Raw genomic sequence first — 25,141 nt, 5'->3', positions numbered from 1 at the left:
TCCCGTGCGGCGGGGCCCGGGGCGATTCGCCTCGGGCCCCGCCGTCGTTCGGCGGCGACCGCATGCCGTATCGCGCGTGCGGCATGCGCCCGTCAGCGGAAGTCGCGGGAACGATGCTGCACTCCGACGCGAAGATCCTCGAACCCATCGGCGACGACGTTGACGACCCCTTCGCTGGAACGCTCCAGCATGCCCCGCACGATGAGGGCCGGAGCATCGCGGACGAGACGGCGATGCCGGTTCCACACCCCGACCGAGCAGACCACGTTGACCAGACCGTGCTCGTCCTCCAGGTTGAGGAACGTGATCCCGGATGCCGTGGCCGGACGCTGGCGGTGCGTCACCAGCCCCGCGACCTCGATGCGGCGACCGGCCTCGTGCCCCCGCAGCTCCCGGGAGGTGAGCACGCCCCGGGCATCGAGCGCCGAACGGTAGTGGGTCAGCGGGTGATCCTCGGTCGCGATCCCCGTGGCCCACAGATCGGCCGCGAGGACCTCGTAGCTGGAAGGGTCGCCGAACAACGGCGGCTGCACGAAGGTCACCGAGTCGGGAAGATACTGCGCGCGGTCCTCCGCCGCCGAGCCCGCGAGCCAGATCGCCTCGCGGCGCGAGAGGCCGAAGCACTCGAAGGCCCCGGCTGTGGCGAGGGACTCCAGCTGCGCCACGCTCAGATCGGCACGCCGCACCAGATCGCGCATGTCGCGGTACTCCCCGCCCCGCTCACGCTCGGCGACGATGCGCCGGGCCACATCGTCCCCGATCCCCGTGATCTGCGCGAGACCCAGCCGGACGGCGTACGGCAGATCGCGGCGATGGGCCGCGGAGTCGTCAGGAGCCTCGGGGTCGAAAGGACCGGGCGGGGGCTGCTGCGGGGCGCAGCAGGAGTCGAGCCCGGAGGAGGGCGCATCCGCTCCGCCCACCGCCGTTCCCGGATCAGGACATCTCGCGAGATCAGAAGATTCTCGGGCCAGATCGTCCTGCCTCTGCGAGATGTCCTGATGAGGAGCAATGAGCTCGAGCCCGGCCTGTACTCCGCTGCACTGCAGATCCGGACGCCGCACCACGACGCCGTGCCGGCGGGCATCGGCCGTGAGCGTCGCGGGCGAGTAGAAGCCCATGGGCTGAGACCGCAGCAGCCCCGCGAGGAACGCGGCGGGATAGTGCAGCTTGATCCACGAGCTGGCATAGACGAGCAGCGCGAACGACAGCGAGTGGGACTCGGCGAACCCGAAGTTCGCGAACGCCTGGATCTTGGCGTAGATCGCATCGGCCTCCTCGCCTCGGAGTCCGTGACGGGCCATCCCGGAATAGAGCTTGTCGCGAACGCTCTCGATGCGCTCCAGCCCACGCTTGGAGCCCATGGCCCGGCGAAGGATGTCGGCCTCCTCCGGGCTGAGGTCGCCCACGACCATCGCCATCTGCATGAGCTGCTCCTGGAACACGGGGATCCCCAGCGTGCGTTCCAGCACCGGCTTCAGCTTCGGATGCGGGTATGTCACTTTCTCCTGCCCCAGCTTGCGGCGCACGAAGGGATGCACGGCCCCGCCCTGGATGGGACCGGGACGGATGAGCGCGATCTCGATCGCGAGGTCGTAGAACGCCCGCGGCCGGAGCCTCGGCAGCAGCCCCATCTGCGCCCGCGACTCGACCTGGAAGACGCCGATCACATCGGCCCGGCACAGCATGTCGTAGACCGCGCCCTCCTCTTTCGGGATCGTCTCGAGGTCCCACACCTCGCCGGTGGCGTCGCGGATCAGGTCGAAGCAGTGCTGCAGCGCGCTCAGCATCCCGAGCCCCAGCAGGTCGAACTTGACGAGCCCCATCCAGGCGGCGTCGTCCTTGTCCCACTGGATGACGGTGCGATCCTTCATCCGGGCATGCTCGATCGGCACGACCTCGCCCACCGGACGCTCGGTGAGCACCATGCCGCCCGAGTGGATGCCGAGGTGCCGCGGTGCCTTCAGCAGCTCGGTCGCGTAGTCGATCACCTGCTGCGGGATGTCGTGCCCCTCGGCAGAGGCGATGTCGGAGCCCCACCGCTCCACCTGTTTCGACCAGGCGTCCTGCTGCCCGGGGGAATAGCCCAGCGCCTTGGCCATGTCGCGCACCGCGTTCTTGGGCCGGTACTGGATGACGTTCGCGACCTGAGCGGCGTTCTCACGGCCGTATCTCCCATAGACCCACTGGATGATCTCCTCCCGACGGTCGGAGTCGAAGTCGACGTCGATGTCGGGCTCCTCGTCGCGCATGCTCGAGAGAAACCGCTCGAACGGCAGGTCGAAGAAGATCGCGTCGATCGCCGTGATGCCCAGCACGTAGCAGACGGCGCTGGAGGCGGCCGACCCCCTGCCCTGACAGAGGATGCCCCGGTCGCGCGCCTGCTTCACGATGTCGTGCACGATGAGGAAGTAGCCGGGGAAGTCCTTCTGCTCGATGACGTCGAGCTCTCGCTCGAGGCGCCGCCGGTGGCCTTCGGGCAGACCACCGGGGTATCGCCCGTCGGCGCCCTGCCACACGAGCTCACGCAGCCATGACATGGGGGTGTGTCCCTCGGGCACCTGCTGCTTCGGCAGGGCGGGGCGGGCTCGGCGCAGCGGAAAGGCCAGTTCGTCGGCGAGGGTCACGGTGCGGGCGACGGCTCCCGGGTACCTCGCGAAGCGGGCGGTCATCTCTGCACCGGAGCGCAGGAAGGCCCCGCCGTGCGCGGGCAGCCAGCCGTCCAGCTCGTCCATGCTGCGGTTCGCCCGCACCGCCGCGATCGCCGCGGCGAGCAGTCGCCGCTCCGGGACCGCATAGTGGACGTTGCCGGTCGCGAGCAGGGGCAGCCCCCGCTCGGCGGCCAGGGCGGCGAGCACGTCGTTGTCGCGGCTGGCGGAAGGATCTCCGTGGTCGTAGAGCTCCACCTGCACCGCCTCCCGGCCGAACAGATCGATGAGCAGATCGAGCTGATCCGCCGCAGCCCGGGCACCGCCCGCGGCCAACGCCTGCCGGACGGCCCCCTTGCGGCACCCAGTGAGCACCGCCCAGTGCCCTTCCGCCTGCGCCGCGAGCTCGGCGAGGTCGTACACGGGACGCCCCTTCTCCGCCCCGCGCAGCTGTGCCCTCGTGATGGCTCCGGACAGCCGGTGGTAGCCCTCCTGCTGCCGTGCGAGCACGAGCAGATGGGTTCCGACGGGATCGGCATGCCCCTTCTGGGGGGCCGGGAGATCGAGCGAGAGCTCAGCCCCGAAGACCGTCTTGAGCTGCCTGTTCTCGGCCGCCTCCGCCAGTCGCACGATGCCGTAGTAGCCGTCGTGGTCGGTGAGGGCCAGGGCATGGAGCCCCAGACGCTCCGCCTGCTCCACCAGCTCCTCCGGCGAGGAGGCGCCGTCGAGGAAGGAGGAGGAGGAATGTGCGTGCAGCTCGGCATAGGGCACGGCATCGGCGGGACGTTCGATCGGCGCGCCGACATAGGGGCCGCGCTTGTGGGAGAACGCGGGGCTGTCGCCCCCGTCGGCTCCGGCGGGCCTCGGACGTCGTGTCTCGCTGAGGGTGCGTTCGAGCTCCGACCACGGCACGGACGGGTTGTTCCAGCCCATCAGGCACCCCTCCGCTCAGTCATAGCGGGCCTCCGCACGCCACTCCCCGCCCTCGCACACGAGCAGCCAGGCCCGTTGCTCGTCGTCGACGACCTGGAACCGATGCGCGAGGCGGCGGCGCGCGTCATCCCACTCGCGTTCGAGCACCGGCCACGGCCCCGCCCACGACACGATCGCACGGGACTCGCCGTCGACCCCGAGCGTCTCAGGCGCTCCCACGAGCTGCCCGCGATCGTCGACCTGCACCGTCGCCTCTCCTGCCCCGGTGACCATGACCCGGCGCGGCAGCGGGAACACGGTCGAGGGCAACGGGGGCGGCAACGATCCCGGCCATGGCTGCGCGGGATCGCGGGGCACCGCCGCCCGGTCACCCCAGGGCACGAGCACCTGGCGCTCGTCGAGCCACCGGCCGCCGGCGATGAGCGGGGTGAGCACGGCCCGGTGACCGAGGATCGCCTGCACCCGCGACAGGGCATGATGGACCTTCTCTTCACCGCCTCCGCCGAACAGCGAAGGGGTGTGGGCGGATGCCGCATCCACCGCCTCGGGCGAGATGCGCACCCGGGTCACTCCGCTGCTCAGGACATCTGCCTCGGCGAGCTGCCAGCGCACCCGGTCGACGATGGCGGCAGCGTCGAACGTGCCGGGGTGGAGCCACACCCGTTCGCTGCGCTCCCCCCGTTCGGTCTCGAGCTCGACCCGCAGCTCGGTGCAGACCAACCGTTCGACGTCGAGCCCGGCGATGAACTCGTCGGCGGCGATGCGCATGCCGAAGGCGATCTGCTCGGCGAGCTCGACCGGCGGATCGAACCACGTCTCACGATCGAGCTCGGGCGGGGGCACCCGCGCCTCGACCCCGCTCGGATCGCGTCCGGCGGCCAGGGACCGCAGTCGCACGCCGTGCTCGCCGAGCCGTTCGCGCACCCTGTCCTCGGCGAGCTCGGCGAACCCGCCCAGGGTCCGGACTCCGAGTCGCGCCAGGAGATGAGCGAGCGAGGGCTCGTCGAGCACGGTCACCGGCAGCGGAGCGAGGAACTCCGGACCGGTGCCCGGCGGGACGATCAGGATCGGCCGCGCCGGCGTGGTGGCGCGCGCCGCCTGCTCGGCGGTGAAGGGCCCGTCGGCGATGCCGACCCGCACCTCCGGAAGCCCCTGCCCGGCCAGGGTCTCGCGCAGCACGGCCGCCGCTGCCTCCTCTCCTCCGTAGAAGCGGGCGGGGCCACGGGCACGCAGCGCGCACAGCCCCGGGCGCAGGATCTGCACGTGCGGGATGCGTTCCTCGATCGACGCGACCACCGGTGCGAAGACCCGCTGGTCGCGCACCGGATCGGCGGGGAGGATGCGCAGCCGCGAACTGCGCGCCTGCGCGTCACGGCGACGCTGGCCCCGGCGCACCCCCTCTGCACGCGCGGTCGCCGAGCACGCGACGACGGTGTTCTTGTCGATCACGGCGACGGGCTCGCCCGCCTCGATCCTGCCCTCCCGCTCGCCGGCGACGACCGGCCAGTCGGGAATCCAGACCACGAGGCTGCGCAGCATCAGCCCACCGCCCGGAGGGGCACGACGGATGCCGTGGCGGTGGATGCGGTGAGGGCGCCCTGCGGATCGGGCAGCAGCATCCGCGCCCGTCGGGGCACCGGCGATCGGCGGGATCGCACCGTCACAGTGACCTCGCGGGCGGCGAGATATCCGTGCCCCCGGCCGAGCCCGGACCAGTGCGGATCGGCGATCTCGAGCGAGGCATCGGCCTGCGGCCACGCCCCCTGCACCAGCAGTGCCGCTCCGCGATCGCGCAGCCGGGCCAGCAGCCGGGTGGCATCGGCCTCGGAGACACGACCCGCGGGCCGTACGGCGACGACCGTCATGACCTCGGCCAGGGTCGCCGTCACGGGGAGCCACCGAGGCCCCGGTTCGGGGACGAGCACCAGCCGGTCGAGCACGACCCCGAGGTCTGCTGCGGCTTCGGCGCCCAGCTCGGGCATGCCTACGGCGGCGCACCACGATCCCGCGCGAGTGGGGGGCGCCAGCAGCGACAGCAGCAGGGCGGAGGAGGGTGCCACGACATAGGCCGAGCCGGCGCGCAGCCCGCCCCCGGGGAGCAGGTCGGCGAGCGCCGGCGACGTGGGCAGCAGGGGCGCATCGAGGCGACGCCCCTGCAGCTGCTCGAGCTGCGCGCGGAGACGCTGCACCTCGCCGGCAGCGTCGTCTCGCACGGTCACCCTCATCCCGACAGGCTAGAACATATGTTCTAGCTCCTCAACGTCAGGTTCGAAGATATTCCCGACCTCTGACATCCTGCCCGAGCAGCGGATCGAGCGACGACACCGGCTCAGGAGGACACGCGCGAGGAGCGGTCCGAACCAGCGAGATGCCCCGCCGAGAGCACCGGACGCCGCGGCAGCACCCCCAGCACGACGCCCACGATCACCATCGCCAACCCTGCGACCTGGGGGATGCCGAAGGCCTCGCCCGCGAGGAAGACGCCCAGCACGACCCCGGTCACGGGGTTGAGCAGCCCCACGATCCCCACCACCGAGCCGGGAAGATGCCGCAGCCCCGAGAACCACGCGGCGTAGGCGAGAGAGGTGGCCACCACGATCACATAGGCGAAGCCGGCGATCGCGGGCGGATCGAGCGCGGGCGGCGCCCCCTCGAACGCCACGGCGAACGGGAGCACGACCAGAGAGCCCGCGATCAGCTGCCAGGCCGTCATCGTCAGCGGCGGCACCTCGGCACCCCACTTGGCCGTCAGGACGAACCCCAGCGACGACGAGAGCATGGCCCCGACGGAGGCGGCCACTCCCCAGCCGTCGACAGGCCCCTCGCCGAACCCCATCATGACGACGACCCCGACGATCCCGACCATCGCGCCGACGACGGCCGCCAGCCGCGGCCGCTGCCGGAGCAGGAGCCAGCTGAGCAGGAGCATGGCGGCCGCCGAGGTGGACATGAGCGTGGCCGCGAAGGATGTCGGCAGCCGCTGCGCGACGACGTACACGAGCACGTTCAGCCCGCCGACGGTCAGCACCCCGAGCACGAGCGAACGCCACCACCATGACCCGCGCGGCAGGCGGCGCACGATCAACAGCACGAGAAGGCCTGCGGGAAGACACCGGATGACACCGCCCCACAGCGCCGCGTCAGCGGGGAGCACCTGCCGCGTGACGTAATAGGTGCTCCCCCAGGCGATGGGCGCGATCGCGGTCAGGAGCACCCACCGCATCCTTTTGTCTTCCATGGAAGAGATCTTATCTTCCCGGGAAGATAAGATCTCCGCCATGGCCGAGATCCCACCCCCCGATCGCGTGGATCGCATCCAGCAGGAGTGGCGCACGGCCCGACCCGATCTCGATCCCACACCGCAGGGCGTGATCGGCCGGCTCCACCGCCTGGCACTGGCGCTGACCGCCGAGCTGGCCGTGGTCTACGCCCAGCACGGGCTGAGCGAGCCGGAGTTCGACCTGCTCGCCTCGCTCCGCCGTTCCGCCGACGTCGCGGGGCTGGCCGCCGGCGAACTCGCCGCGCACACCATGGTCACCACCGGCGGCCTCACCAAGCGCGTGGACCGACTCGTCGCCCGCGGACTCGTCGAGCGCACGACGACGGGAGACGACGGCAGGCGGCGGATGATCCGGCTCACGCCCGAGGGACGCCGCCTGATCGATGAGGCCTTCACGGCGCACCTCGCGAACGAACGACGCCTGCTGGACGACCTCGGAGCGGAGGACGCCGCGGCCCTCGAACCGATCCTGCGGCGCTGGCTCGGACTCCTCGGCGACGTGGAGTCCTAGGCGGCCAGCTCGAGATAGGGCTCCCAGCGCGGATCGGCGCGGTCGGTGCCCCGTACGCTCCACTGCGGACCGCGAGGCGCGCCGGGCACGAGCCGGAGCGACCACGACATCTCCTGCGGCGTCCGATCGCCCTTCACGTTGTTGCAGCGAAGGCAGCAGGCGACGAGGTTCTCCCACGTGTCCTTCCCCCCACGGGAGCGAGGAAGGACGTGGTCGATCGTCGTCGCGGACTTCCCGCAGTACGCGCAACGGTGCCCGTCGCGCCGCAGCACACCGCGACGGGTCACGGGCACGCGTCGCGCACCGGGAATGCGCACATAGCGGGACAGGATGATGACGGCGGGACGCTCGTACGCCCCGTTCGTCCCCCATACCGGATCACCGTCCACCTGCTCGACGATGGTGGCCTTCTCGTTCATCACGAGCACGAGCGCTCGCCTGAAGGAGACCACGGCCAAGGGCTCGTAGCCCGCGTTCAGCACCAGAGTGCGCATCTTCTGTCCTCTCGAATGGCCGGGACGGCTTCGCGGTTATTCGATTCCTGCGGCATTCGTTGGGCGGAGGGCATGAAAAAAGGCGCTGTCTCACAGACAGCGCCTTGGACGCGCGGACGTTCCGCGGCATCCTGTCACGTGATGCCGGAGGACGAGCAGGCCGAGAGCATCCATGGTTCGGATGCGTGGCATGCTTTCCACTCGGCGACCTCCGCTTCACTCAGCGTCGGGTCACAGCGTAACCCACCGGGACACGCCCGGGATGCACGAGGGGTGAACGGGGGATGTCGTGTCGTCAGCCGGCGTTCTGCACGAGCCACGCCCACGGGTCGACCGTTCCGCCGTTGATGCGGACCTCGAAGTGGAGGTGGTTCGCCGTCGCGCTCCCGGTCATGCCCATGAGGCCGATGAGCTGACCGGCCTGGACGGTCTGGCCCTGGCTCACGAGGATCGTGCTCATGTGCGCATACGCGGTGGACACGCTGACGCCGTTGATGACGTGGTCGATGAAGACGACCTGGCCGTAGCCGCCGGACCAGCCGGCGAAGCTGACGGTGCCGGCCGCGGCCGCGTACTCGTTGGTCCCGAAGGCGCCGAGAAGGTCGACCCCCTGGTGGTAGCCGTCGGCGCCGAAGCCGCGGCCGACCGTGATCTGCGACATGTCCAGCGGCCAACGCACGGCACCCGAGCCGGGCGCCACCATGTTCAGGTTGACCGAGGAGGGCACGCTCGCCGCGCTGGCCGCGGAGCTGGCCGCCCGAGCCGCGGCCGCAGCGGCGGCCTCGGCCGCCTTCTTCGCATCGAGCTCGTCGGAAGTGGTCGCGGCATAGCTGTCACGGGCGAGATCGCCGGTCGTGACGTCGGAGGCGACGACGAGCGACTGGGAGTTGACGGCCGCCATCTGCTCGACGGTCATCTCGTTCGAGCCGGGGTTCCACGCCGCGTAGGCGGGGAGTCCGGCGGCGACGATGAGCCCGCCCACCATGGCGAGGATGACGACGGTCCGGGCGGGCTTGGCGATGCCGCCGCGGCCTGCCCGTGGCGTGGCCGCACGCGCGGCGCGGGGCGCACGGCGCTGCCGATCGGCCATCTGACGCCGGCTCCGCCGACCGAGGGCGGATGCCTCGTTCGCGTCACTCGGGTCGTTGTCGATCTCTTCAGCCACTCTGTCCTCCGGAGCCTCCGCGCAGTGCGCCGGCTCGTCGGCACCGGGTGTCGGGGCACCAGGTACGGATCAACACCACATCGGACGACGAGCCGGGGAGGCGGTCCGGGTGGGGTCCGACGGCGGGCTTTTCGCCTGTGGACTCCCAAAAGGGTACCCGAGTATAACGACTAAGTCACGCTGAGCCCCTGGCAGCGGACGCTTGCCCCGCCTCCGACGAGGCGGGAACGGGGATCAGTCGTCGACGAGGAAGATGTGCGCGGCGACCTCGACGGGAAGCTCCAAGGCCTCCTCCGAGCCGTCCATCTGCACCAGGACGTAGCCCTCGCTGTACTGGTAGGCGCCGTGCGCGCCGGGGGTGACGCCGGCGCTGCGCAGCTGCTGCAGGAGCTCGGGGTCGACCTGCGCGGGCTCGGCGAGGCGACGCACGGTGCCGGTGATGGGCCCCTTGCTCGCGTCGAGGCGACGGACGAGACCGACCACCCCCTCGTCGAACATGGCCGTCGGCCGGTCGCCGAGCTGGTCGAGGCCGGGGATCGGATTGCCGTACGGCGACTCCGTGGGGTGCCCGAGCAGCTCGACGAGGCGACGCTCGACCTGTTCGCTCATGACGTGCTCCCAGCGGCAGGCCTCTTCGTGCACGTAGGCCCAGTCGAGGCCGATCACATCGCTCAGAAGGCGCTCGGCGAGCCGGTGCTTGCGCATGACGTCGACGGCCTTCTGGCGTCCGGCGTCGGTCAGCTCCAGCGTGCGGTCGTCCGAGACGATCACCAGCCCGTCGCGCTCCATGCGCCCGACCGTCTGCGACACCGTCGGGCCGGAATGCCCGAGCCGCTCGGAGATGCGCGCGCGCAGCGGCGTGATGTTCTCCTCCTCGAGCTCGAGGATCGTGCGCAGATACATCTCGGTGGTGTCGATGAGATCGGTCATGGTTTTCCTCGAACGTTCGGCGGTCCTCCGAGCCTATCCAATAGGGGTGTGCCGGAGGTCGTCCGACGTGCGGGACGCCGTCATGCCGCGCCTAGAATCGAGGAATGCCCCATGTCGTGCTCCCCCGCGAGATCCTGCCCGCCGACGGCCGCTTCGGGTGCGGTCCGTCCAAGATCCGTGAGGAGCAGCTGGCTGCGCTCTCCGGGCCCGGAGCGGCGATCCTCGGAACCTCCCACCGCCAGGCGCCGGTGAAGAACCTGGTCGGCAGCGTCCGCTCCCGTCTGGCCGAGCTGCTGCGTCTGCCGAACGGCTACGAGATCATCGTCGGCAACGGCGGCTCCACCGCGTTCTGGGATGCCGCCGCGTTCGGGCTGATCGAGCGCCGGGCCCAGAACCTGGTCTCGGGCGAGTTCGGCGGAAAGTTCGCCGCGGCCGCCGCCGCTCCCTGGCTCGAGGCGCCCGACGTGCGCAAGGCCGAGCCCGGCTCGCGCGCGAGCGCCGAGCCCGTCGAGGGCGTCGACGTCTACGCGTGGCCCCACAACGAGACCTCCACGGGCGTCGCCTCCCCCGTGGAGCGCGTGCACGGCGACGCCGGCGCGCTGACGGTGATCGACGCGACGAGCGCCGCCGGCGGCATCGACTTCACGGTCGCCGAGTCCGACGTCTACTACTTCGCGCCACAGAAGAACCTGGGGTCGGACGGCGGGCTCTGGTTCGCGGCCGTGTCGCCCGCGGCGATCGAGCGGATCGAGCGGATCGCGGCATCCGGCCGCTACATCCCCGAGTTCCTGAGCCTCAAGAACGCGGTCGACAACTCACGCCTGCAGCAGACGCTCAACACGCCCGCTGTCAGCACGCTGCTCCTGCTCGACGACCAGCTGCGGTGGATCCTCGACAACGGCGGCCTCCAGTGGGCCGATGCGCGCACCCGCGAGTCGTCGCAGGCCCTCTATGACTGGGCCGAGGCGTCCCCCGTGGCGACTCCGTTCGTCTCGAACCCCGCGGACCGGTCTCCGGTCGTGGTCACGATCGACTTCGACGAGAGCGTGGATGCCGCCGCGCTGGCGAAGAGCCTGCGCCACAACGGCATCGTCGACACCGAGCCGTACCGCAAGCTCGGCCGCAACCAGCTGCGCATCGCGACGTTCGTCTCGATCGACCCGGACGACGTCCGCCAGCTGATCCGCTGCATCGACTACACGCTCGAGCGCCTGTGAGCACTGCTCGCCCCACGTGACGGCGGTCCGGCACGGTCGCTCCGCCGGGCGGCGGATGCGGTCAGTCGGCGTCCGGCTCGTCGCCGGCGTCGTCGAGCTCGTCGATGTCGACGCCGTCGAGGTCACCGGCGTGCAGGATCGGCGATCCGTCGGCGTCGAAGTCGCCCGGGTCCAGGTCGTCGAGATCGTCATCCTCGTCGAGCTCCTCGTCGAGGTCGTCGAGCACGTCCTCCGCTTCGGCCTCACCGGCTTCGGCGGCCGCCGCGGCGGCGGCCTCCTGCTGAGCGCGGTATTCGGCCAGCCGCACGGCCCACGGAACCCACTCCGGCGCCAGGAGCGCCGCCTCGCCCGGGAGCAGCTCGACCTCGAGCACGGTCGGCTCCTCGTCCTGGACGCGCGCGAGGCTCACGGTCCAGTACCAGCCCGGGTAGCCCGGCAGGCGGTTCTCGAAGCGCAGCGAGACGACGCCGTCCGGCTCCGCGGCATAGCCCGCGGGAGGCCCGACCGTCGCCGGCGCCGTGATCTCGTGCAGCGCCGCGAGTGCGAGGTCGTGCGCCGCGATCAGCCGCTCGTCCGGGAGTGACGCGACAGCCGCCCCCGCGTCGGTCTCGGCGTCCTCCGTGCCCGCCGCGGCGATCGACGCGTCCTCCGTGACCGGCTCCGCAGCGGTGACCGGCTCGGCGGCGGCCGCATCCGCGTCAGGCATCGAGCTCATCGGCGACCTTGCGCAGCACTGCGGCGACCTTCTTGGCGTGGCCGCCACTGGGGTAGCGGCCACGGCGCAGGTCACCGCCGATGCCGTCGAGGAGCTTCACCAGGTCCTCGATGATGACGGCCATGTCGTCGGCGGGCTTACGGGCGCGCTTGGCGAGGCTCGGCGGTGCGTCGAGCACGCGGGCCGACAGCGCCTGCAGGCCCTTCTTCCCGTCGGCGACACCGAACTCCAGCCGCGTGCCGGGCTTGAGCGACGTCACGTCCGCCGGCAGTGCCGTGGCGTGCAGGAAGACGTCCTGGCCATCGTCGGTGGTGACGAAGCCGAACCCCTTCTCCTCGTCGTAGAACCTGACCTTGCCGGTGGGCATTCGGACCTCGCTGGATTGTGGCCTGCGATGCGCAGGCACGACGGAACCGGGGACCGATCGACCCCCACCCACAAGACTAGCCGCTCCCGGGAAGGCGGTAGGCTGGGGCCGATGAGCAAGCCCAGCGACAAGAGCGATGTGGGGATGCCGCGCCTCGATCGCATTCTGGCGTCCATGGCATTGGGGCTGGTGGTGCTCTCGATCGCCTGTTTCGTGGCGATCATGATCGGCTCCGGCGCCCGCGTCGACCCGCATGCCGGCGCCTGGCCGGTCGTGAGCGTCGTGGTGTATTTCGCGCCCATCGTCGCGTTCCTGCTGATGCTCACGGTGCTCATCCTGGCGATCGTGCGGAGGGCGCGGGCGAACCGGGCCCGCTGAGCGTGGGAGCCTCCGACGAGCGGATGCTGGCAGCGACGCTGGCGGCTCTCTCCGACGCGGAGCTCGCCGACGTGCTCGCGGCACGCGACGCCTCCCCGCAGGCCGGCTGGCGCGACTTCTTCGACCTCGCCGCGGAGCTCCTCTCCCCCGCCGGCGTCGACCGCGCGGTGCGGACCCTTCCACGCACCTCGATCGAGGCCCTGATCGCGGGGGAGCCCGACGCCGAGGCGCAGCGGCGGATGCTCGTCCGCCCCGACGGCGCCCCCTACGCCGCGGCAGCCGAACGCCTGGAGGCCGCGGGCGGGCCCGGCCCCGTTCCCGCGCCGGAGGCCGAGGCCGCCGACGCGGAGGTCGCGGTCGCCGCCGAGCGCGCGTTCCACGCGATCGGGTCGCTCACCGACATCCTGCTGTGGACACTGTCCGCACCGCTCGCGCGGATCGGCGCCGGACCGGTCACGGTCAGCGACCGCCGCCGTCTGATCGAATCGGGGTCCGTGGAGGATGCGGACACACTCGAGGACCTGCTGGGCGTCGCCGCCGCGGCCGGTCTCATCCGCGACGTCCAGCGCACCTGGCAGGCCACGGCGTCCGCCGAGCGGTGGATCGCCGCCTCGACGCCCGAACGCTGGGCGGCGCTGGCGACCGGGTTCGTCTCGGCGCTGCCGGACGGCATCCGCGCGAACGGACGACACGTCCCGCCGTCCGCCTGGGCCGGGGCCTACCCCCTGGACCCGGACTGGCCGGACGCCGTCGCGCTGCTGCGCCGCCGCGCGCAACGCATCGGCCTGCTGACCGCCGACGGTCTCGAGCCGCCGTGGACACGAGGCCTCCGCGAGAGCGGCGCCCCGGAGCTCGGGTCGCTGTCCCGTCACCTCCCCACCGAGATCGACCGCGTGTATCTGCAGGCCGACCTCACCGCGATCGCCCCGGGGCCCCTGCTGCCCGCGCTGGAACAGCGCCTGCGCGGCATGGCCGTGCGCGAGACGCGCGCGCAGGCATCCACCTATCGTTTCAGCGCCGAGTCGCTCGCCTCCGCGGTCGCCTCGGGTGAGACACGCGAGTCGCTGCGCAGCTTCCTCGGGGAGCTCTCGCTGACCGGGATCCCGCAGCCGCTGGCATACCTCATCGATCGGGCCACGGCGAACCGGTCCCGGCTGCGAGTGGGCTCCTCCGCGGCGACAGGCTTGACGACCGTCACCGCCGAGGATGCCGATCTGCTGGCGACCGTCGCGGTCGACCAGGCGCTGCGGCCGCTCGGGCTCGTGCCGCACGAGGGAACGCTGATCTCGCGCGCCGACCGCGACGCCGTGTACTGGTCGCTGGCCGAGGCCCGCTATCCGGTGGTCGCCGTCGACGAGGACGGGGCCGCGCACACCCTCTCGCGCCGGGTGGCCCCGGAGGCGGCGGCGCCCGTCGGCCCCGCGGAACGGTACGCACGGCTCATCGCGACGCTGCGCTCCTCGGCGGGGCCCGACGCGGAGACCGCGTGGCTGGCCCGGGAGCTCGAGCAGGCCGTACGGACCCGAGCGGCCGTCGAGGTCACGGTACGGCTGCCCGACGGGAACGCGCGGGTCTTCTCGCTCGAGGCCACGGGGCTGGGCGGCGGACGGCTTCGCGGCAGGGACCGGGCGGCGGATGTCGAGCGGACCGTGCCGCTGTCGAGCATCGAGGGCGTACGCCCGCTGTGACGTGGCCGGGTCCGGCCACAGCCGGCAACGGTAGACTCGTCGGTTATGTCTGACGGCCCCCTGATCGTGCAGAGCGACCGCACCGTGCTGCTCGAAGTCGCCCACCCCGACGCCGAGAACGCCCGGCACGAGCTCGCCGTGTTCGCCGAGCTCGAGCGGGCGCCCGAGCACATCCACACCTACCGCATCACCCGGCTGGGTCTGTGGAACGCACGGGCCGCGGGGCACGACGCGGAGGACATGCTCGCCACCCTCGACCGGTTCTCCCGGTTCCCGGTGCCGCCGTCGGTGTCGACCGACATCCGCGAGACCGTCTCGCGCTACGGCCGTCTCGTGATCGAGCGCGGCGAGCACGACGGCGAGCAGGCGCTCATCCTGCGGTCGACGGATGCCGCGGTGCTCACGCAGGTCGCCGGCAACAAGCGCATCCAACCGCTGCTGACCGCCCACCCCTCGCCCGACACCTTCGTCGTCGACGCCTGGGCGCGGGGGCAGATCAAGCAGGAGCTGCTGAAGATCGGCTGGCCGGCGGAGGATGTCGCCGGCTTCACGCCCGGGACACCGCATCCCATCGAGCTGGTCGAGGACGGCTGGCACCTGCGGCCCTATCAGCGCAAAGCCGTCGACATCTTCTCCGACGGGGGCTCGGGCGTCGTCGTCCTCCCCTGCGGCGCCGGCAAGACGCTCGTGGGCGCGGCCGCCATGGCCGACACCAAGACGACGACGCTGATCCTCGTGACCAACGCCGTGAGCGCCCGGCAGTGGCGCGACGAGCTGCTCAAGCGCACCTCGCTGACCGCGGAGGAGATCGGCGAGTACTCGGGGCAGGTGAAGGAGGTCAAGCCGGTCACGATCGCGACCTACCAGATCCTCACGGCGAAGCGGAAGGGCGCCTACGCGCACCTCGCGCTGCTCGACGCGCTCGACTGGGGTCTGGTGGTCTACGACGAGGTTCATCTGCTGCCGGCGCCCGTTTTCAAGCTCACCGCCGATCTGCAGGCCCGGCGCCGGCTCGGGCTCACGGCGACCCTCGTGCGCGAGGACGGCCGCGAGGGCGACGTGTTCAGCCTGATCGGACCCAAGCGCTTCGACGCGCCGTGGAAGGAGATCGAGGCGCAGGGCTTCATCTCCCCCGCCGCCTGCTACGAGGTGCGGGTCGACCTGCCGGCCGGCGAGCGGCTGGAGTACGCCGCGGCGGCGGACGAGGAGCGGTACCGGCTGGCGGCGACGGCGCAGGCGAAGATCGACGTCGTGCGGGCGCTCGCGGCGCGCCATCACGACGAGCAGATCCTCGTGATCGGCCAGTACCTCGATCAGATCGACACGCTCGCCGAGGCCCTCGACGCCCCGAAGATCACGGGCGCCACGCCGGTGGACGAGCGCGAGCAGCTGTACCAGGCGTTCCGTGACGGCGAGGTGCCCCTGCTCGTCGTGTCCAAGGTCGCGAACTTCTCCGTCGACCTGCCCGAGGCATCCGTCGCCATCCAGGTGTCGGGATCGTTCGGGTCCCGGCAGGAGGAGGCGCAGCGGCTCGGACGCCTGCTGCGGCCGAAGACGAACGGCCACACGGCGAGCTTCTACACGCTGATCGCGCGCGACACGGTCGACCAGGACTTCGCGCAGAACCGGCAGCGGTTCCTCGCCGAACAGGGCTACAGCTACACGATCCTGGATGCCGACGACCTGACGGCCGCCGCGGCCTGACCTCCCGCCGGAGCGCCTCCCGGGAACCTCACCGTTGGGTGTGCAACCGGCTCTCGCAGGCGGGTTTCAGCCCGCGAATAGGCGCCGCACACCATAATGGGGCCATGACCGCACCGCGCATCCTCGTCGTGGACGACGAACCGAACATTCGCGACCTGCTCATCACGAGCCTCAAGTTCGCCGGATTCCAGGTCCGCGCCGTCGCCAACGGCGCGCAGACGATCTCCGCCGTCCTGGAGGAGGAGCCCGACCTGATCGTGCTCGACGTCATGCTCCCCGACATGAACGGCTTCAGCGTCACCAAGCGCCTCCGCGAGGCCGGCTACACGGCGCCGATCCTCTTCCTCACGGCGAAGGACGACACCGAGGACAAGATCACCGGACTCAACGCGGGCGGCGACGACTACGTCACCAAGCCGTTCTCGCTCGACGAGATCGTGGCCCGGATCCAGGCGATCCTGCGTCGCACGATGCAGGCCGACGAGGAGTCGGTGCTGCGCGCCGGCGAGCTCACGATGGACCAGGACACGCACGACGTCTTCGTCGGCGATGCCCAGATCGAGCTGAGCCCCACCGAGTTCAAGCTGCTGCGCTACCTCATGCTCAACCCGAACCGGGTGCTCAGCAAGGCGCAGATCCTCGACCACGTGTGGGAGTACGACTTCAACGGCGACGCCGGCATCGTCGAGAGCTACATCTCGTACCTGCGTCGCAAGATCGACCCGCACTCCTCCGAGTCGCTCATCCAGACCAAGCGCGGCTTCGGCTACATGCTGAAGGCGGGCAAGACCTCCTGACCCGGATGTCGGGACCCCAGCCGCGTCACGCCTCACCTGACCGCCTCACCCGGTGGTGGCGGAGCGTCAGCCTGCGCGCCAAGGTCACCGGGGTCACCGTCGCGGTCCTCGTGATCGGGCTGCTGGCGACGGGGCTCGGCACGATGGTGTTCCTGCGCACGACGCTGCTGGCCAACCTCGACTCCACACTGACCCAGGTCGCGCAGTCCTCGATCGTGAGCACGCTCATCGACACCACCGTCGGCGAGGACGGCGCGCTCGTGTTCACGCCCACGACCGACAACTACGGCATCGCCTACTCCGTCGCCCTCTACGACGCGAGCGGGAAGCTCGTGGCGACCGCGAACGGCGCAGAGGCGAACGAGAAGCCCGTCTTCCCCTCCTCGTTCGCGCTGGATCGGGCGTGGCCCGAGCAGCTCAAGCTGTTCGACCTCTCCGGCGACCACGGCGGGTCGTTCCGCGCGACCGTGGTCGTCACGCCCCTCAGCGGGACGAACGCGCTGTACACCCAGCTCGTCGCGATCTCCACCACCCCGACGGAGCGCGTCGTCGCGACCTATCTCGGCATCTACACCCTGCTGGCGCTGGTGGTCGTCCTCGCCGCCGCCTTCCTCGTGCGCTGGGCCGTGACCCTGACGTTCCGCAGCCTCACGCAGGTCGAGCGCACGGCCGAGCAGATCGCGGCGGGCGACTTCGGCCTGCGACTGACGGATCTCGAGCCGGAGTCGACCGAGGTGGGACGCCTCAAACGCGCGATCAACGCCATGCTCGGACGCATCGACGGGGCGATCACCCAGCGCGACGCGACCGTGCGGCAGATGCGCCGATTCATCGGCGACGCGAGCCATGAGCTGCGGACGCCCCTGGTGACCGTCCGCGGCTATGCGGAGCTGTACCGCATGGGCGCGATCCCGGACGCCGAGGCCACCGCCCAGGCGATGGAGCGCATCGAGAAAGAGGCGATGCGGATGACGACGATGGTCGAGGACCTGCTGCACCTCGCCCGTCTCGACGAGCGGCGCGACATCGTGCTGGCGCCCGTGGACCTGCGCCCCATCGCCCGCGATGCCGCGATGGACGTGCGAGCCGCCGCGCCCCAGCGCGACGTCACGATGACGGACGTGAGCGCGGGCGTGAGGGCCGTCTCGCGACCGGCGCCTCTGCCGCAGGCCACGCCCGCCCGCCGTCGCGGCTCGGTGCCGACGGCGGCCATCACGCTGGCCGCCCGACTGCGCCGGCGCCCGCGGGGCGAGCAGGGCGACAGCGGCGAGATCGCGCCGATCCCGGTCGCCGCGATCGCTCCCGTCATGCCGCCGGTCGTCATGGGCGAGGAGAACAGCATCCGTCAGGTCGTGGCGAACCTGCTCGGCAACGCTCAGCGGTACTCCGCCGACGACGCCCCGATCGAGCTGCGGGTGGGCACGGACGAGGAGCTCCGGATCGGCTGGATCGAGGTCGTCGACCACGGCGAGGGCGTGCCGCCGCAGATCCGCGATCAGATCTTCCAGCGCTTCTGGCGCGCCGACACCTCCCGCGCGCGGGACACGGGCGGGTCAGGACTCGGCTTGTCGATCGTCGCCTCGATCGTCAGCGCATTGCACGGCACCGTCGAGGTGCGCGACACGGAGGGCGGCGGGGCGACGTTCCGCGTCTCGCTGCCGCTCGCGGTCGACCAGGACATCGCGGCGCACCTCATGATCGAGACCCAGCCGATCACCCGCCTCGACATCGAGCTGGACTGACCCGACACGCGTCCTCGTGCCCACCGGCGTCGCGCACGGACCGGTTCTCCACGGATGAGCGGATGCGGAGCGCCGCGGCCGCGGCATCCGTCCTAACGTGGGCGCACCCCACGAAAGGAGCATCCATGTCCGCGTTCTCCGTCGATTCCGACGCCCTCTTCGCCGCGACCGCCACGATGCGCGGCACGATCGATCGGCTGCAGGCCGAGTCCGGCTCGCTGCTGGCCCAGCTGACCCAGCTGCAGTCGAGCTGGACCGGCTCGGCGGCCGTCCTCTTCCACGGCACGGTCGAGCAGTGGCGTGCGACCCAGCTTCAGGTCGAGGACGCCCTCGCCGCGATCGGTCAGGCCCTCACCGCGGCAGGGCAGCAGTATCTCGAGGTCGAGCAGGCGAACGCCTCGCTCTTCCGCTGAGCCGCCGTGAGACGGCGCAAGCCCCCGACCCATTCGGGCCGGGGGCTTGCGCGATGTGGGCTCGGACTCAGAAGTCCATGCCGCCCGAGGGGTCGGCCGGAGCAGCCGGGGTCTTCTCCGGCTTGTCCGCGACGACGGCCTCGGTGGTGAGGAACAGACCCGCGATCGACGCGGCGTTCTGCAGCGCCGAACGGGTGACCTTGGCCGGGTCGATGATGCCCTGTGCGAACAGGTCGCCGTACTCACCGGTCGCGGCGTTCAGGCCGTGACCGACGGCGAGCTCGGACACCTTGTTCGCGACGACGCCCGGCTCGAGACCGGCGTTGAGGGCGATCTGCTTGAGCGGAGCCTCGATAGCGACCTTGACGATGTTCGCACCGGTGGCCTCGTCGCCCGAGAGCTCGAGACCGGCGAACGCCGTCTTGCCCGCCTGGATGAGAGCCACGCCACCACCGGCGACGACACCCTCTTCGACGGCTGCCTTCGCGTTGCGAACGGCGTCCTCGATGCGGTGCTTGCGCTCCTTGAGCTCGACCTCGGTGGCCGCGCCCGCCTTGATGACGGCCACGCCGCCCGCGAGCTTGGCAAGACGCTCCTGGAGCTTCTCGCGGTCGTAGTCGCTGTCGGTGTTCTCGATCTCGCGACGGATCTGGGTCACGCGGCCCTCGATCTGCGCGGAGTCGCCGGCACCCTCGACGATCGTGGTCTCGTCCTTGGTGATGATGACCTTGCGGGCACGACCGAGCAGGTCCACCGTGGCGTTCTCGAGCTTGAGACCGACCTCCTCGGTGATGACCTGGCCACCCGTGAGGATCGCGATGTCCTGCAGCTGAGCCTTGCGACGGTCACCGAAGCCGGGGGCCTTGACGGCGGCCGACTTGAAGATGCCGCGGATCTTGTTCAGCACCAGCGTCGCGAGCGCCTCGCCCTCGACGTCCTCCGCGATGATGAGGAGCTCCTTGCCCTCCTGGATCACCTTGTCGACGATCGGCAGCAGGTCCTTGATGTTGGAGATCTTCTGGTTCGCGATCAGGATGTACGGGTCCTCGAAGACCGCCTCCTGACGCTCGGGGTCGGTCACGAAGTAGGGGTTGATGTAGCCCTTGTCGAAACGCATGCCCTCGGTGAGCTCGAGCTCGGTGCCGAAGGTGTTGGACTCCTCGACGGTGACCACACCCTCCTTGCCGACCTTGTCGATCGCCTCGGCGATGAGCTCGCCGATGGCCGGGTCGGCGGCGGAGATCGACGCGGTCGCGGCGATCTGCTCCTTGGACTCGACCTCCTTGGCGTCGGCCAGCAGCTGCGCGGTGACAGCCGCGACGGCCTTCTCGATGCCCTTCTTCAGGCTGATCGGGTCGGCGCCGGCCGCGACGTTGCGCAGGCCCTCGCGCACGAGCGCCTGGGCGAGCACCGTGGCGGTCGTGGTGCCGTCACCGGCGACGTCGTCGGTCTTCTTGGCGACCTCCTTGACGAGCTCCGCACCGATCTTCTCGTACGGGTCGTCGAGCTCGATCTCCTTGGCGATCGACACACCGTCGTTCGTGATGGTGGGCGCGCCCCACTTCTTCTCGAGAACGACGTTGCGACCGCGGGGACCCAGGGTCACCTTGACGGCGTCGGCCAGGGTGTTGAGGCCGCGCTCGAGGCCGCGACGGGCCTCCTCATCGAAAGCGATGATCTTTGCCATGTGTGTGTCGTCCCTCCCGGACGTTGGCTGATGTCTTTAGCACTCAACAATCACGAGTGCTAATGCCATTCTGGCACTCGCCCCATCCGAGTGCAAGCGGACGACACACGACAGACCGCGAGACCAGTCCTGTGCGCCGAGACCGGTGGGAAACCCCACGGTCTCGGCGCGACGGACTGGTCTCGCGGTTACGTTGCCCGAGCGGGCGGCGGATGCGTCGCGTCAGGCGAGGACGCGCACGGACTCGGCCTGCGGCCCCTTCTGGCCGGAGCCGACGGTGAACTCCACCGCCTGGCCTTCTTCGAGCACCCGGAATCCGGACATCTCGATGTTCGAGTAGTGCACGAAGACGTCCTGCCCATCACCGGACGTGATGAAGCCGTACCCCTTCTCGGCGTTGAACCATTTCACGGTGCCCTGGGTCATTCGAGTCTCCTGATGCTGCGGAACCTCGCCATCGTATCGACGCGAAAACCGGCCATTCCGCCGCACGGACAACTGCTTACACGGGTGCCGCGAACTGTTTACCGTGCCGAAACACGCCCGGGTTCAGGGGGTCGGCGTCGCCCCCGCCGAGCGGTCCATTCCGAGCACGACGGTCAGCTGGGTCGCAGAGGTCGAAGGCAGCGGGTAGTTCGGGTCGTAGGCCACGTTGCTCATCCCCAGGAGCCTGGCGAGGCCGAGCGCAGCGGGGTAGGCATCCGGCGAGGCGTAGTAGACGGTCGAGGTCTCGAACGTGCTGCCCGCGTTGCCGGCGCTGACCTTCTGCTCCGTCCAGCCCTGCCCCAGCAGGGTGTCCCTGACGCGCGTCGCGAGGCCCTCCTCGTTGGCCGCGTTCAGCACCAGCACGGTATAGGAGGTGTCGACGACCGGGGTGACCTGCGCCGTCGCGGTGGGCGTCGGCTCCGGCGTCGGGAACAGGACGACCCGCCCCGAGAGGATGAGGCTCCCGAAGATCCCCAGCCCGATGAGCACGATCGTCGCCGCGATCGCCCAGAGCAGGATGCCGCCCGCCCGAAGCCGCGGATTCTCCGCCCGGTGGGCACCGACGCGGCCGGACGACGCCGAGAGGTCGTCGAAGCGGTCGCGGGGGAAGTTCTGACGCGGCACCCCCCGATGCTATCGGTCGGTCCGGTGTGCCTTATGACGCCGTGCTCAGACGCCGCTCGCGGTCACGGCGGCGGGCGTCGCGCGATCGCCGCAGCCGGCCCACGAGCAGCGGATCGTGGGCCATCGCATCCTCCCGGTCGATCAGACGGTTCAGCAGCTGGTAGTACCGTGCCGGGGCCAGCACGAGCTCGACCCGCACCGCCTCCTCCTTGGCCGCGGTGTGCCCCGGCCAGCGGCTCTCGAACTCGAGCAGGGCACGGTCGCGATCGGTCAGCACGCCCTCACGCTATCCCCGGGGTGCGCCTGCGCCGCGACGCCACTCCACGAATCGCCCGAGCGGGTCCGCGCTGGCCAGCACCTCGCCGTCCAGCGCGAGCGCGCACGCGCCAGCGGGAACGACGGGATGTCGCCGCCACCCGTCGTGGACGGCGGGCTGGTCGAGGGTCAGCCACCTGCCGACGCGCCTCGCCTCGGCGATCACGGCGACGCGGGCGTCCCGCGGCAGGTACACGAGGACCCCGGGCGTCGAGACGACGAGGGTCGCGTGCGCGGGCGCCGCCGCGGCGAGACGGGTGATGGCGCCGGAGGCCGCATCCGCGGCCACGAGCACCGGCGGGTCGGACGCGGCGATGTCGAGTGCACGCCCGATGCGGGCTGCCCGGCCGTCCTCGCCGGGCCAGACGAGGGCTGTGAGCCACTCCCGCGTGCCGGGCGCGTCGGGCGGAAGCGGGGCGAGGTCGACTCCGGCCCGCCACACGACGTCGGGCAGTCGCGCAGGCGGGCGCGCCACGGCATCCCAGCGGCTGTGCAGCACCACCGCGCTCGGTCCCGCCTCCGGATCGATCGCGACCGGGCCGGAGGGAGTCTCGTACCGGTACGAGTAGCGGTCGGGATACAGGCAGAGCCCGGCGCTCGCGCCCACCTCGAGGAGCGCGATGGGCCCCTCGATCATCGCCAGGGCCGGCAACAGAGCGGCGCATCGCAGCGGCTCGTTGGTCTGCACCGTACGGCGTTCGCAGGCTGCTGCGAGCTCATCGGCATGGGCGAGCATCCACGCGCGCCAGCGGGCGCCGACGACCTCGGGAGCGCCCAGCAGGCGCGCCACGGCGAACACGAGCGGGGGCTGACGGTGCGCGGCGGGGATGCGGCCGACGACCGCCGTGAGCGCGGGGTCCTCCGCCACCTGCGCGCCCCAGCCGGTATAGAGGTCGCTCCTCCCCGGCGCCTCCTCGTCCGCGAACCGCCGATAGCGCTCCGCGGCGGCGGCGATGTCCTCGTCGCGTGCCACGACATCCATTCTCGGGCAACGCGGGGAACAGCGCTCGCGCGGACAGGGTTGAATGGGAGGAACAAGGAGGATCCATGAGCTATGCCGTGAACAAGTCCGAGGACCAGTGGCGCGAGGAGCTGGGCGCAGAGCAGTACGCCGTGCTCCGCGAGGCGGCCACCGAGCGCCCGTGGACCGGTGAGCTGCTCGACGAGCAGCGCGCCGGGCTGTACACCTGCGCCGCGTGCGGAGCCGAGCTCTTCAAGAGCGGGACGAAGTTCGACTCCCACTGCGGATGGCCGAGCTTCTACGAGTCCATCCGGCCGGATGCGGTCGAGCTGATCGAGGACAACAGCCACGGGATGGAGCGCACCGAGGTGCGGTGCGCCTCGTGCGGCTCGCACCTCGGCCACGTCTTCCCCGACGGCTTCGGCACGCCCACGGGAGACCGGTACTGCATGAACTCGATCGCCCTCGACTTCACGCCGCAGGACGAGGCATGACGGCACTCGACGCCATGCGTCGTCGACGCTCCTGGTCGAAGGTGACCGATGCGGCGCCCGACCACGAGGAGCTGGTGCGGATGGTCGCCGCCGCGGGACGCGTCGCCGACCACTCCTCGCTCAAGCCCTGGCGGCTCATCGAGCTGCGCGGCGACGACCGGCGCACGCTCGGGCGGGCGATCCACAAGGCGGAGCACAAGGACGGCTTCTCGACCAAGCCGATGCGCGCCCCGCTGCTGATCGCTGTGGTCGCGAGCATCCGCAAGAGCAAGGTCCCCGACTGGGAGCAGGAGGCCGTCGCCTCGGGCGTCGCCCATGCGCTCAGCCTGGTGCTCGACGAGGCCGGATGGGGCGTGTTCTGGCGCACCGGGAGCTACACCCGCAGCAAGGCTGTGGCCAAGGCGCACGGGCTCGGCAAGGGCGAGCGGCTGCTCGGCTGGCTCTACGTCGGCGGCAAGCCGGAGGGCCGCGAGCGCACCGGGCACCGCCGGGGTGTCGACGGGGAGCGCTTCCTCTCGCGCATGCCCCGCTGAGCCGGCGCTGAGCCGGCGCGGGCTCAGCGCCGGCGCCATCCCGGCAGGGTGCCGACGATGACGCCGGCGAGCCCGACGGCCACGGCGGCGATCGCCACCGGCAGCGGCGGTGCCGCGCGTCCGGGGAAGGCGGCATCCAGGACCGCGGATGTCGCCAGCAGCCCGACCACGGAGCCGAGACCGAGCCGGAGCACGCCGGTATGGCGGACGATCGCGGCCGACAGGAAGATGTACACGACGCCGAGCGCTCCGCCCGCGTACATCCACGGAGCCGCCGGCCATGCGTGCGGCGGTCCCGCCACGAGCAGATGGACGGCCCAGGCGGCGGCCAGCGCAGCCGTCCCGACGGCGAAGTTGACGAGGGTCGCCGTCAGCGGGCTGCCGACGGCGTGACGCAGCCGCCCGTTGGTGGCCTGCTGGTACGAGATCCCCGCGCCGGCGAGGAACGGCAGCACGAGCATCCACGGCGGGGCCGCGCTGCCCCCGGCTCCGACGAGGGCGACGACGACCGCGGCCACGGCGAAGACCGCGCCCGACAGGCGTCCGATCGTGACGCCCACACGCCCGCCGGGCCCGTAGCCCACCCGGTCGAGCACGATCCCGCCCGTCGTCTGACCGGCGACGACGCCGACCGTGAACGCCGCGACGCCGATGGTGGCCACGGTCCCGCCCTGCACGCTCACGGTGAACGCCCCGGCGCAGCCGCCGAGCAGCATCCACCACGGCACCCGCCCTGCACGGATCCCGGCGCGGAGCTCGCGCAGCCCGGCGCGGCCGGCGGACGTCGCGGGCACGATCGCGAGCAGGATGAGGAAGCCGGAGCCGAACGACACGAGCGCAGCCATCTGGGCGTCGGCGAGCGCCGCCGCGAGCGAGCCGTTGACCTGCGCCTGCGTCGTCGTGAGCACACCCACCGTCACGGCGCCGCCCATCGCCAGCCAGGGCGGAAGGCGACGGTCGCGCGCGACACCGGCAGTCATGTACACCTCATCGAGAACACGGGGACCGTCGACGAAGGCGTCCGCATCCGGGATCCCTCGACTCCCCCAGCGTACCGAGGGC

The 25,141-nt window shown here is 71.2% G+C and carries 25 protein-coding genes; 10 read left to right on the top strand and 15 right to left on the bottom strand.

Annotated features, from left to right (window positions below):
* Positions 1–92: 92 nt before the first annotated feature.
* The 4 genes from QE381_RS16310 to QE381_RS16295 all read right to left on the bottom strand — a co-directional run bounded on the left by QE381_RS16310 (position 93) and on the right by QE381_RS16295 (position 6,816).
* Entirely contained in the window at positions 93–3,578 is a 3,486-nt protein-coding gene (locus QE381_RS16310; RefSeq protein ID WP_307219865.1) for an error-prone DNA polymerase, read from the bottom strand.
* A 15-nt stretch (positions 3,579–3,593) separates the two neighbouring features.
* A complete protein-coding gene (locus QE381_RS16305; protein ID WP_307219863.1) occupies positions 3,594–5,117 on the bottom strand; it encodes a DNA polymerase Y family protein in 1,524 nt (507 codons plus the stop codon).
* Positions 5,117–5,803, bottom strand: a complete 687-nt coding sequence (locus QE381_RS16300; RefSeq protein WP_307219862.1) for a hypothetical protein — start codon at positions 5,801–5,803, stop codon at positions 5,117–5,119. Before QE381_RS16300 ends, QE381_RS16305 begins: the two co-directional genes overlap by 1 nt.
* 104 nt (positions 5,804–5,907) lie before the next feature.
* Entirely contained in the window at positions 5,908–6,816 is a 909-nt protein-coding gene (locus QE381_RS16295; RefSeq protein WP_307219860.1) for an EamA family transporter, read from the bottom strand.
* A gap of 40 nt (positions 6,817–6,856) precedes the next feature.
* Between QE381_RS16295 and QE381_RS16290 the strand changes: the two genes are divergently transcribed.
* Positions 6,857–7,369, top strand: coding sequence for a MarR family winged helix-turn-helix transcriptional regulator (locus tag QE381_RS16290; protein ID WP_307219858.1), 513 nt, complete (start codon positions 6,857–6,859; stop codon positions 7,367–7,369).
* Here the strand turns inward: QE381_RS16290 and QE381_RS16285 are convergent.
* The 3 genes from QE381_RS16285 to QE381_RS16275 form a co-directional block, all read right to left on the bottom strand.
* Positions 7,366–7,863: an HNH endonuclease gene (locus tag QE381_RS16285; RefSeq protein ID WP_307219856.1), complete on the bottom strand. Its 498-nt coding sequence runs from the start codon at positions 7,861–7,863 to the stop codon at positions 7,366–7,368. The two genes, QE381_RS16290 and QE381_RS16285, sit on opposite strands and share 4 nt — an antisense overlap.
* 295 nt (positions 7,864–8,158) lie before the next feature.
* The gene (locus QE381_RS16280; RefSeq protein WP_307219854.1) at positions 8,159–9,028 is read right to left on the bottom strand and encodes a M23 family metallopeptidase; all 870 of its coding nucleotides are present in this window, start codon (positions 9,026–9,028) and stop codon (positions 8,159–8,161) included.
* Between the two features lie 234 nt (positions 9,029–9,262).
* Positions 9,263–9,958 (bottom strand): metal-dependent transcriptional regulator, encoded by a 696-nt coding sequence (locus QE381_RS16275; protein ID WP_307219852.1) that lies wholly within the window; start codon positions 9,956–9,958, stop codon positions 9,263–9,265.
* A 104-nt stretch (positions 9,959–10,062) separates the two neighbouring features.
* Here QE381_RS16275 and serC point away from each other — a divergent pair, with 104 nt between their 5' ends.
* The gene (serC, locus tag QE381_RS16270; RefSeq protein WP_307219851.1) at positions 10,063–11,175 is read left to right on the top strand and encodes a phosphoserine transaminase; all 1,113 of its coding nucleotides are present in this window, start codon (positions 10,063–10,065) and stop codon (positions 11,173–11,175) included.
* A gap of 61 nt (positions 11,176–11,236) precedes the next feature.
* Here the strand turns inward: serC and QE381_RS16265 are convergent, their stop codons facing one another.
* Together QE381_RS16265 and QE381_RS16260 are read right to left on the bottom strand one after the other, a co-directional pair.
* Positions 11,237–11,890 (bottom strand): DUF3027 domain-containing protein, encoded by a 654-nt coding sequence (locus QE381_RS16265; RefSeq protein WP_307219850.1) that lies wholly within the window; start codon positions 11,888–11,890, stop codon positions 11,237–11,239.
* Entirely contained in the window at positions 11,874–12,257 is a 384-nt protein-coding gene (locus QE381_RS16260) for a cold-shock protein (RefSeq protein WP_307219848.1), read from the bottom strand. The genes QE381_RS16265 and QE381_RS16260 overlap by 17 nt, the downstream gene beginning before the upstream one ends.
* Before the next feature lie 111 nt (positions 12,258–12,368).
* On the opposite strand from QE381_RS16260, the gene QE381_RS16255 reads away from it, so the two are divergent.
* The 6 genes from QE381_RS16255 (at position 12,369) to QE381_RS16230 (ending at position 18,979) form a co-directional block, all read left to right on the top strand.
* Positions 12,369–12,635, top strand: a complete 267-nt coding sequence (locus tag QE381_RS16255) for a multidrug ABC transporter ATPase (RefSeq protein WP_307219847.1) — start codon at positions 12,369–12,371, stop codon at positions 12,633–12,635.
* 2 nt (positions 12,636–12,637) lie between these two features.
* On the top strand, positions 12,638–14,323 hold the full coding sequence (locus QE381_RS16250) for a helicase-associated domain-containing protein (RefSeq protein ID WP_307219846.1): 1,686 nt from the start codon (positions 12,638–12,640) through the stop codon (positions 14,321–14,323).
* 45 nt (positions 14,324–14,368) lie between these two features.
* Positions 14,369–16,027, top strand: coding sequence for a DNA repair helicase XPB (locus QE381_RS16245; protein WP_307219844.1), 1,659 nt, complete (start codon positions 14,369–14,371; stop codon positions 16,025–16,027).
* 104 nt (positions 16,028–16,131) lie between these two features.
* Positions 16,132–16,824 carry a response regulator transcription factor gene (locus QE381_RS16240; RefSeq protein ID WP_307219842.1) on the top strand — a complete coding sequence of 231 codons (693 nt, stop codon included), beginning with the start codon at positions 16,132–16,134 and terminating at the stop codon, positions 16,822–16,824.
* 5 nt (positions 16,825–16,829) lie between these two features.
* Positions 16,830–18,566, top strand: coding sequence for a cell wall metabolism sensor histidine kinase WalK (locus QE381_RS16235; protein ID WP_307219840.1), 1,737 nt, complete (start codon positions 16,830–16,832; stop codon positions 18,564–18,566).
* A gap of 125 nt (positions 18,567–18,691) precedes the next feature.
* Positions 18,692–18,979 carry a WXG100 family type VII secretion target gene (locus QE381_RS16230; protein WP_307219838.1) on the top strand — a complete coding sequence of 96 codons (288 nt, stop codon included), beginning with the start codon at positions 18,692–18,694 and terminating at the stop codon, positions 18,977–18,979.
* Between the two features lie 67 nt (positions 18,980–19,046).
* Here the strand turns inward: QE381_RS16230 and groL are convergent, their stop codons facing one another.
* The 5 genes from groL to QE381_RS16205 all read right to left on the bottom strand — a co-directional run bounded on the left by groL (position 19,047) and on the right by QE381_RS16205 (position 23,073).
* The gene (gene groL, locus QE381_RS16225; protein WP_307219836.1) at positions 19,047–20,666 is read right to left on the bottom strand and encodes a chaperonin GroEL; all 1,620 of its coding nucleotides are present in this window, start codon (positions 20,664–20,666) and stop codon (positions 19,047–19,049) included.
* A gap of 222 nt (positions 20,667–20,888) precedes the next feature.
* A complete protein-coding gene (locus tag QE381_RS16220) occupies positions 20,889–21,092 on the bottom strand; it encodes a cold-shock protein (protein WP_307219834.1) in 204 nt (67 codons plus the stop codon).
* Between the two features lie 123 nt (positions 21,093–21,215).
* Complete coding sequence (locus QE381_RS16215; protein ID WP_307219833.1) at positions 21,216–21,776, bottom strand: LytR C-terminal domain-containing protein; 561 nt, start codon at positions 21,774–21,776, stop codon at positions 21,216–21,218.
* A gap of 31 nt (positions 21,777–21,807) precedes the next feature.
* The gene (locus QE381_RS16210) at positions 21,808–22,053 is read right to left on the bottom strand and encodes a DUF3263 domain-containing protein (protein WP_307219832.1); all 246 of its coding nucleotides are present in this window, start codon (positions 22,051–22,053) and stop codon (positions 21,808–21,810) included.
* Positions 22,054–22,062: 9 nt separating this feature from the next.
* Positions 22,063–23,073: a DUF2332 domain-containing protein gene (locus QE381_RS16205; RefSeq protein WP_307219831.1), complete on the bottom strand. Its 1,011-nt coding sequence runs from the start codon at positions 23,071–23,073 to the stop codon at positions 22,063–22,065.
* 65 nt (positions 23,074–23,138) lie between these two features.
* Between QE381_RS16205 and msrB the strand changes: the two genes are divergently transcribed.
* Both msrB and QE381_RS16195 read left to right on the top strand, forming a co-directional pair.
* Positions 23,139–23,546 carry a peptide-methionine (R)-S-oxide reductase MsrB gene (gene msrB / locus QE381_RS16200; protein ID WP_307219829.1) on the top strand — a complete coding sequence of 136 codons (408 nt, stop codon included), beginning with the start codon at positions 23,139–23,141 and terminating at the stop codon, positions 23,544–23,546.
* Positions 23,543–24,079, top strand: a complete 537-nt coding sequence (locus QE381_RS16195; RefSeq protein ID WP_307219827.1) for a nitroreductase family protein — start codon at positions 23,543–23,545, stop codon at positions 24,077–24,079. Before msrB ends, QE381_RS16195 begins: the two co-directional genes overlap by 4 nt.
* A gap of 23 nt (positions 24,080–24,102) precedes the next feature.
* On the opposite strand, the gene QE381_RS16190 is transcribed toward QE381_RS16195, so the two are convergent.
* On the bottom strand, positions 24,103–25,059 hold the full coding sequence (locus tag QE381_RS16190; RefSeq protein WP_307219825.1) for a DMT family transporter: 957 nt from the start codon (positions 25,057–25,059) through the stop codon (positions 24,103–24,105).
* Positions 25,060–25,141: the final 82 nt, after the last annotated feature.

This window comes from Microbacterium sp. SORGH_AS_0888 (assembly GCF_030818905.1).
Lineage (GTDB): Bacteria > Actinomycetota > Actinomycetes > Actinomycetales > Microbacteriaceae > Microbacterium.
This window is presented reverse-complemented; position numbering and strand designations above follow the sequence as displayed.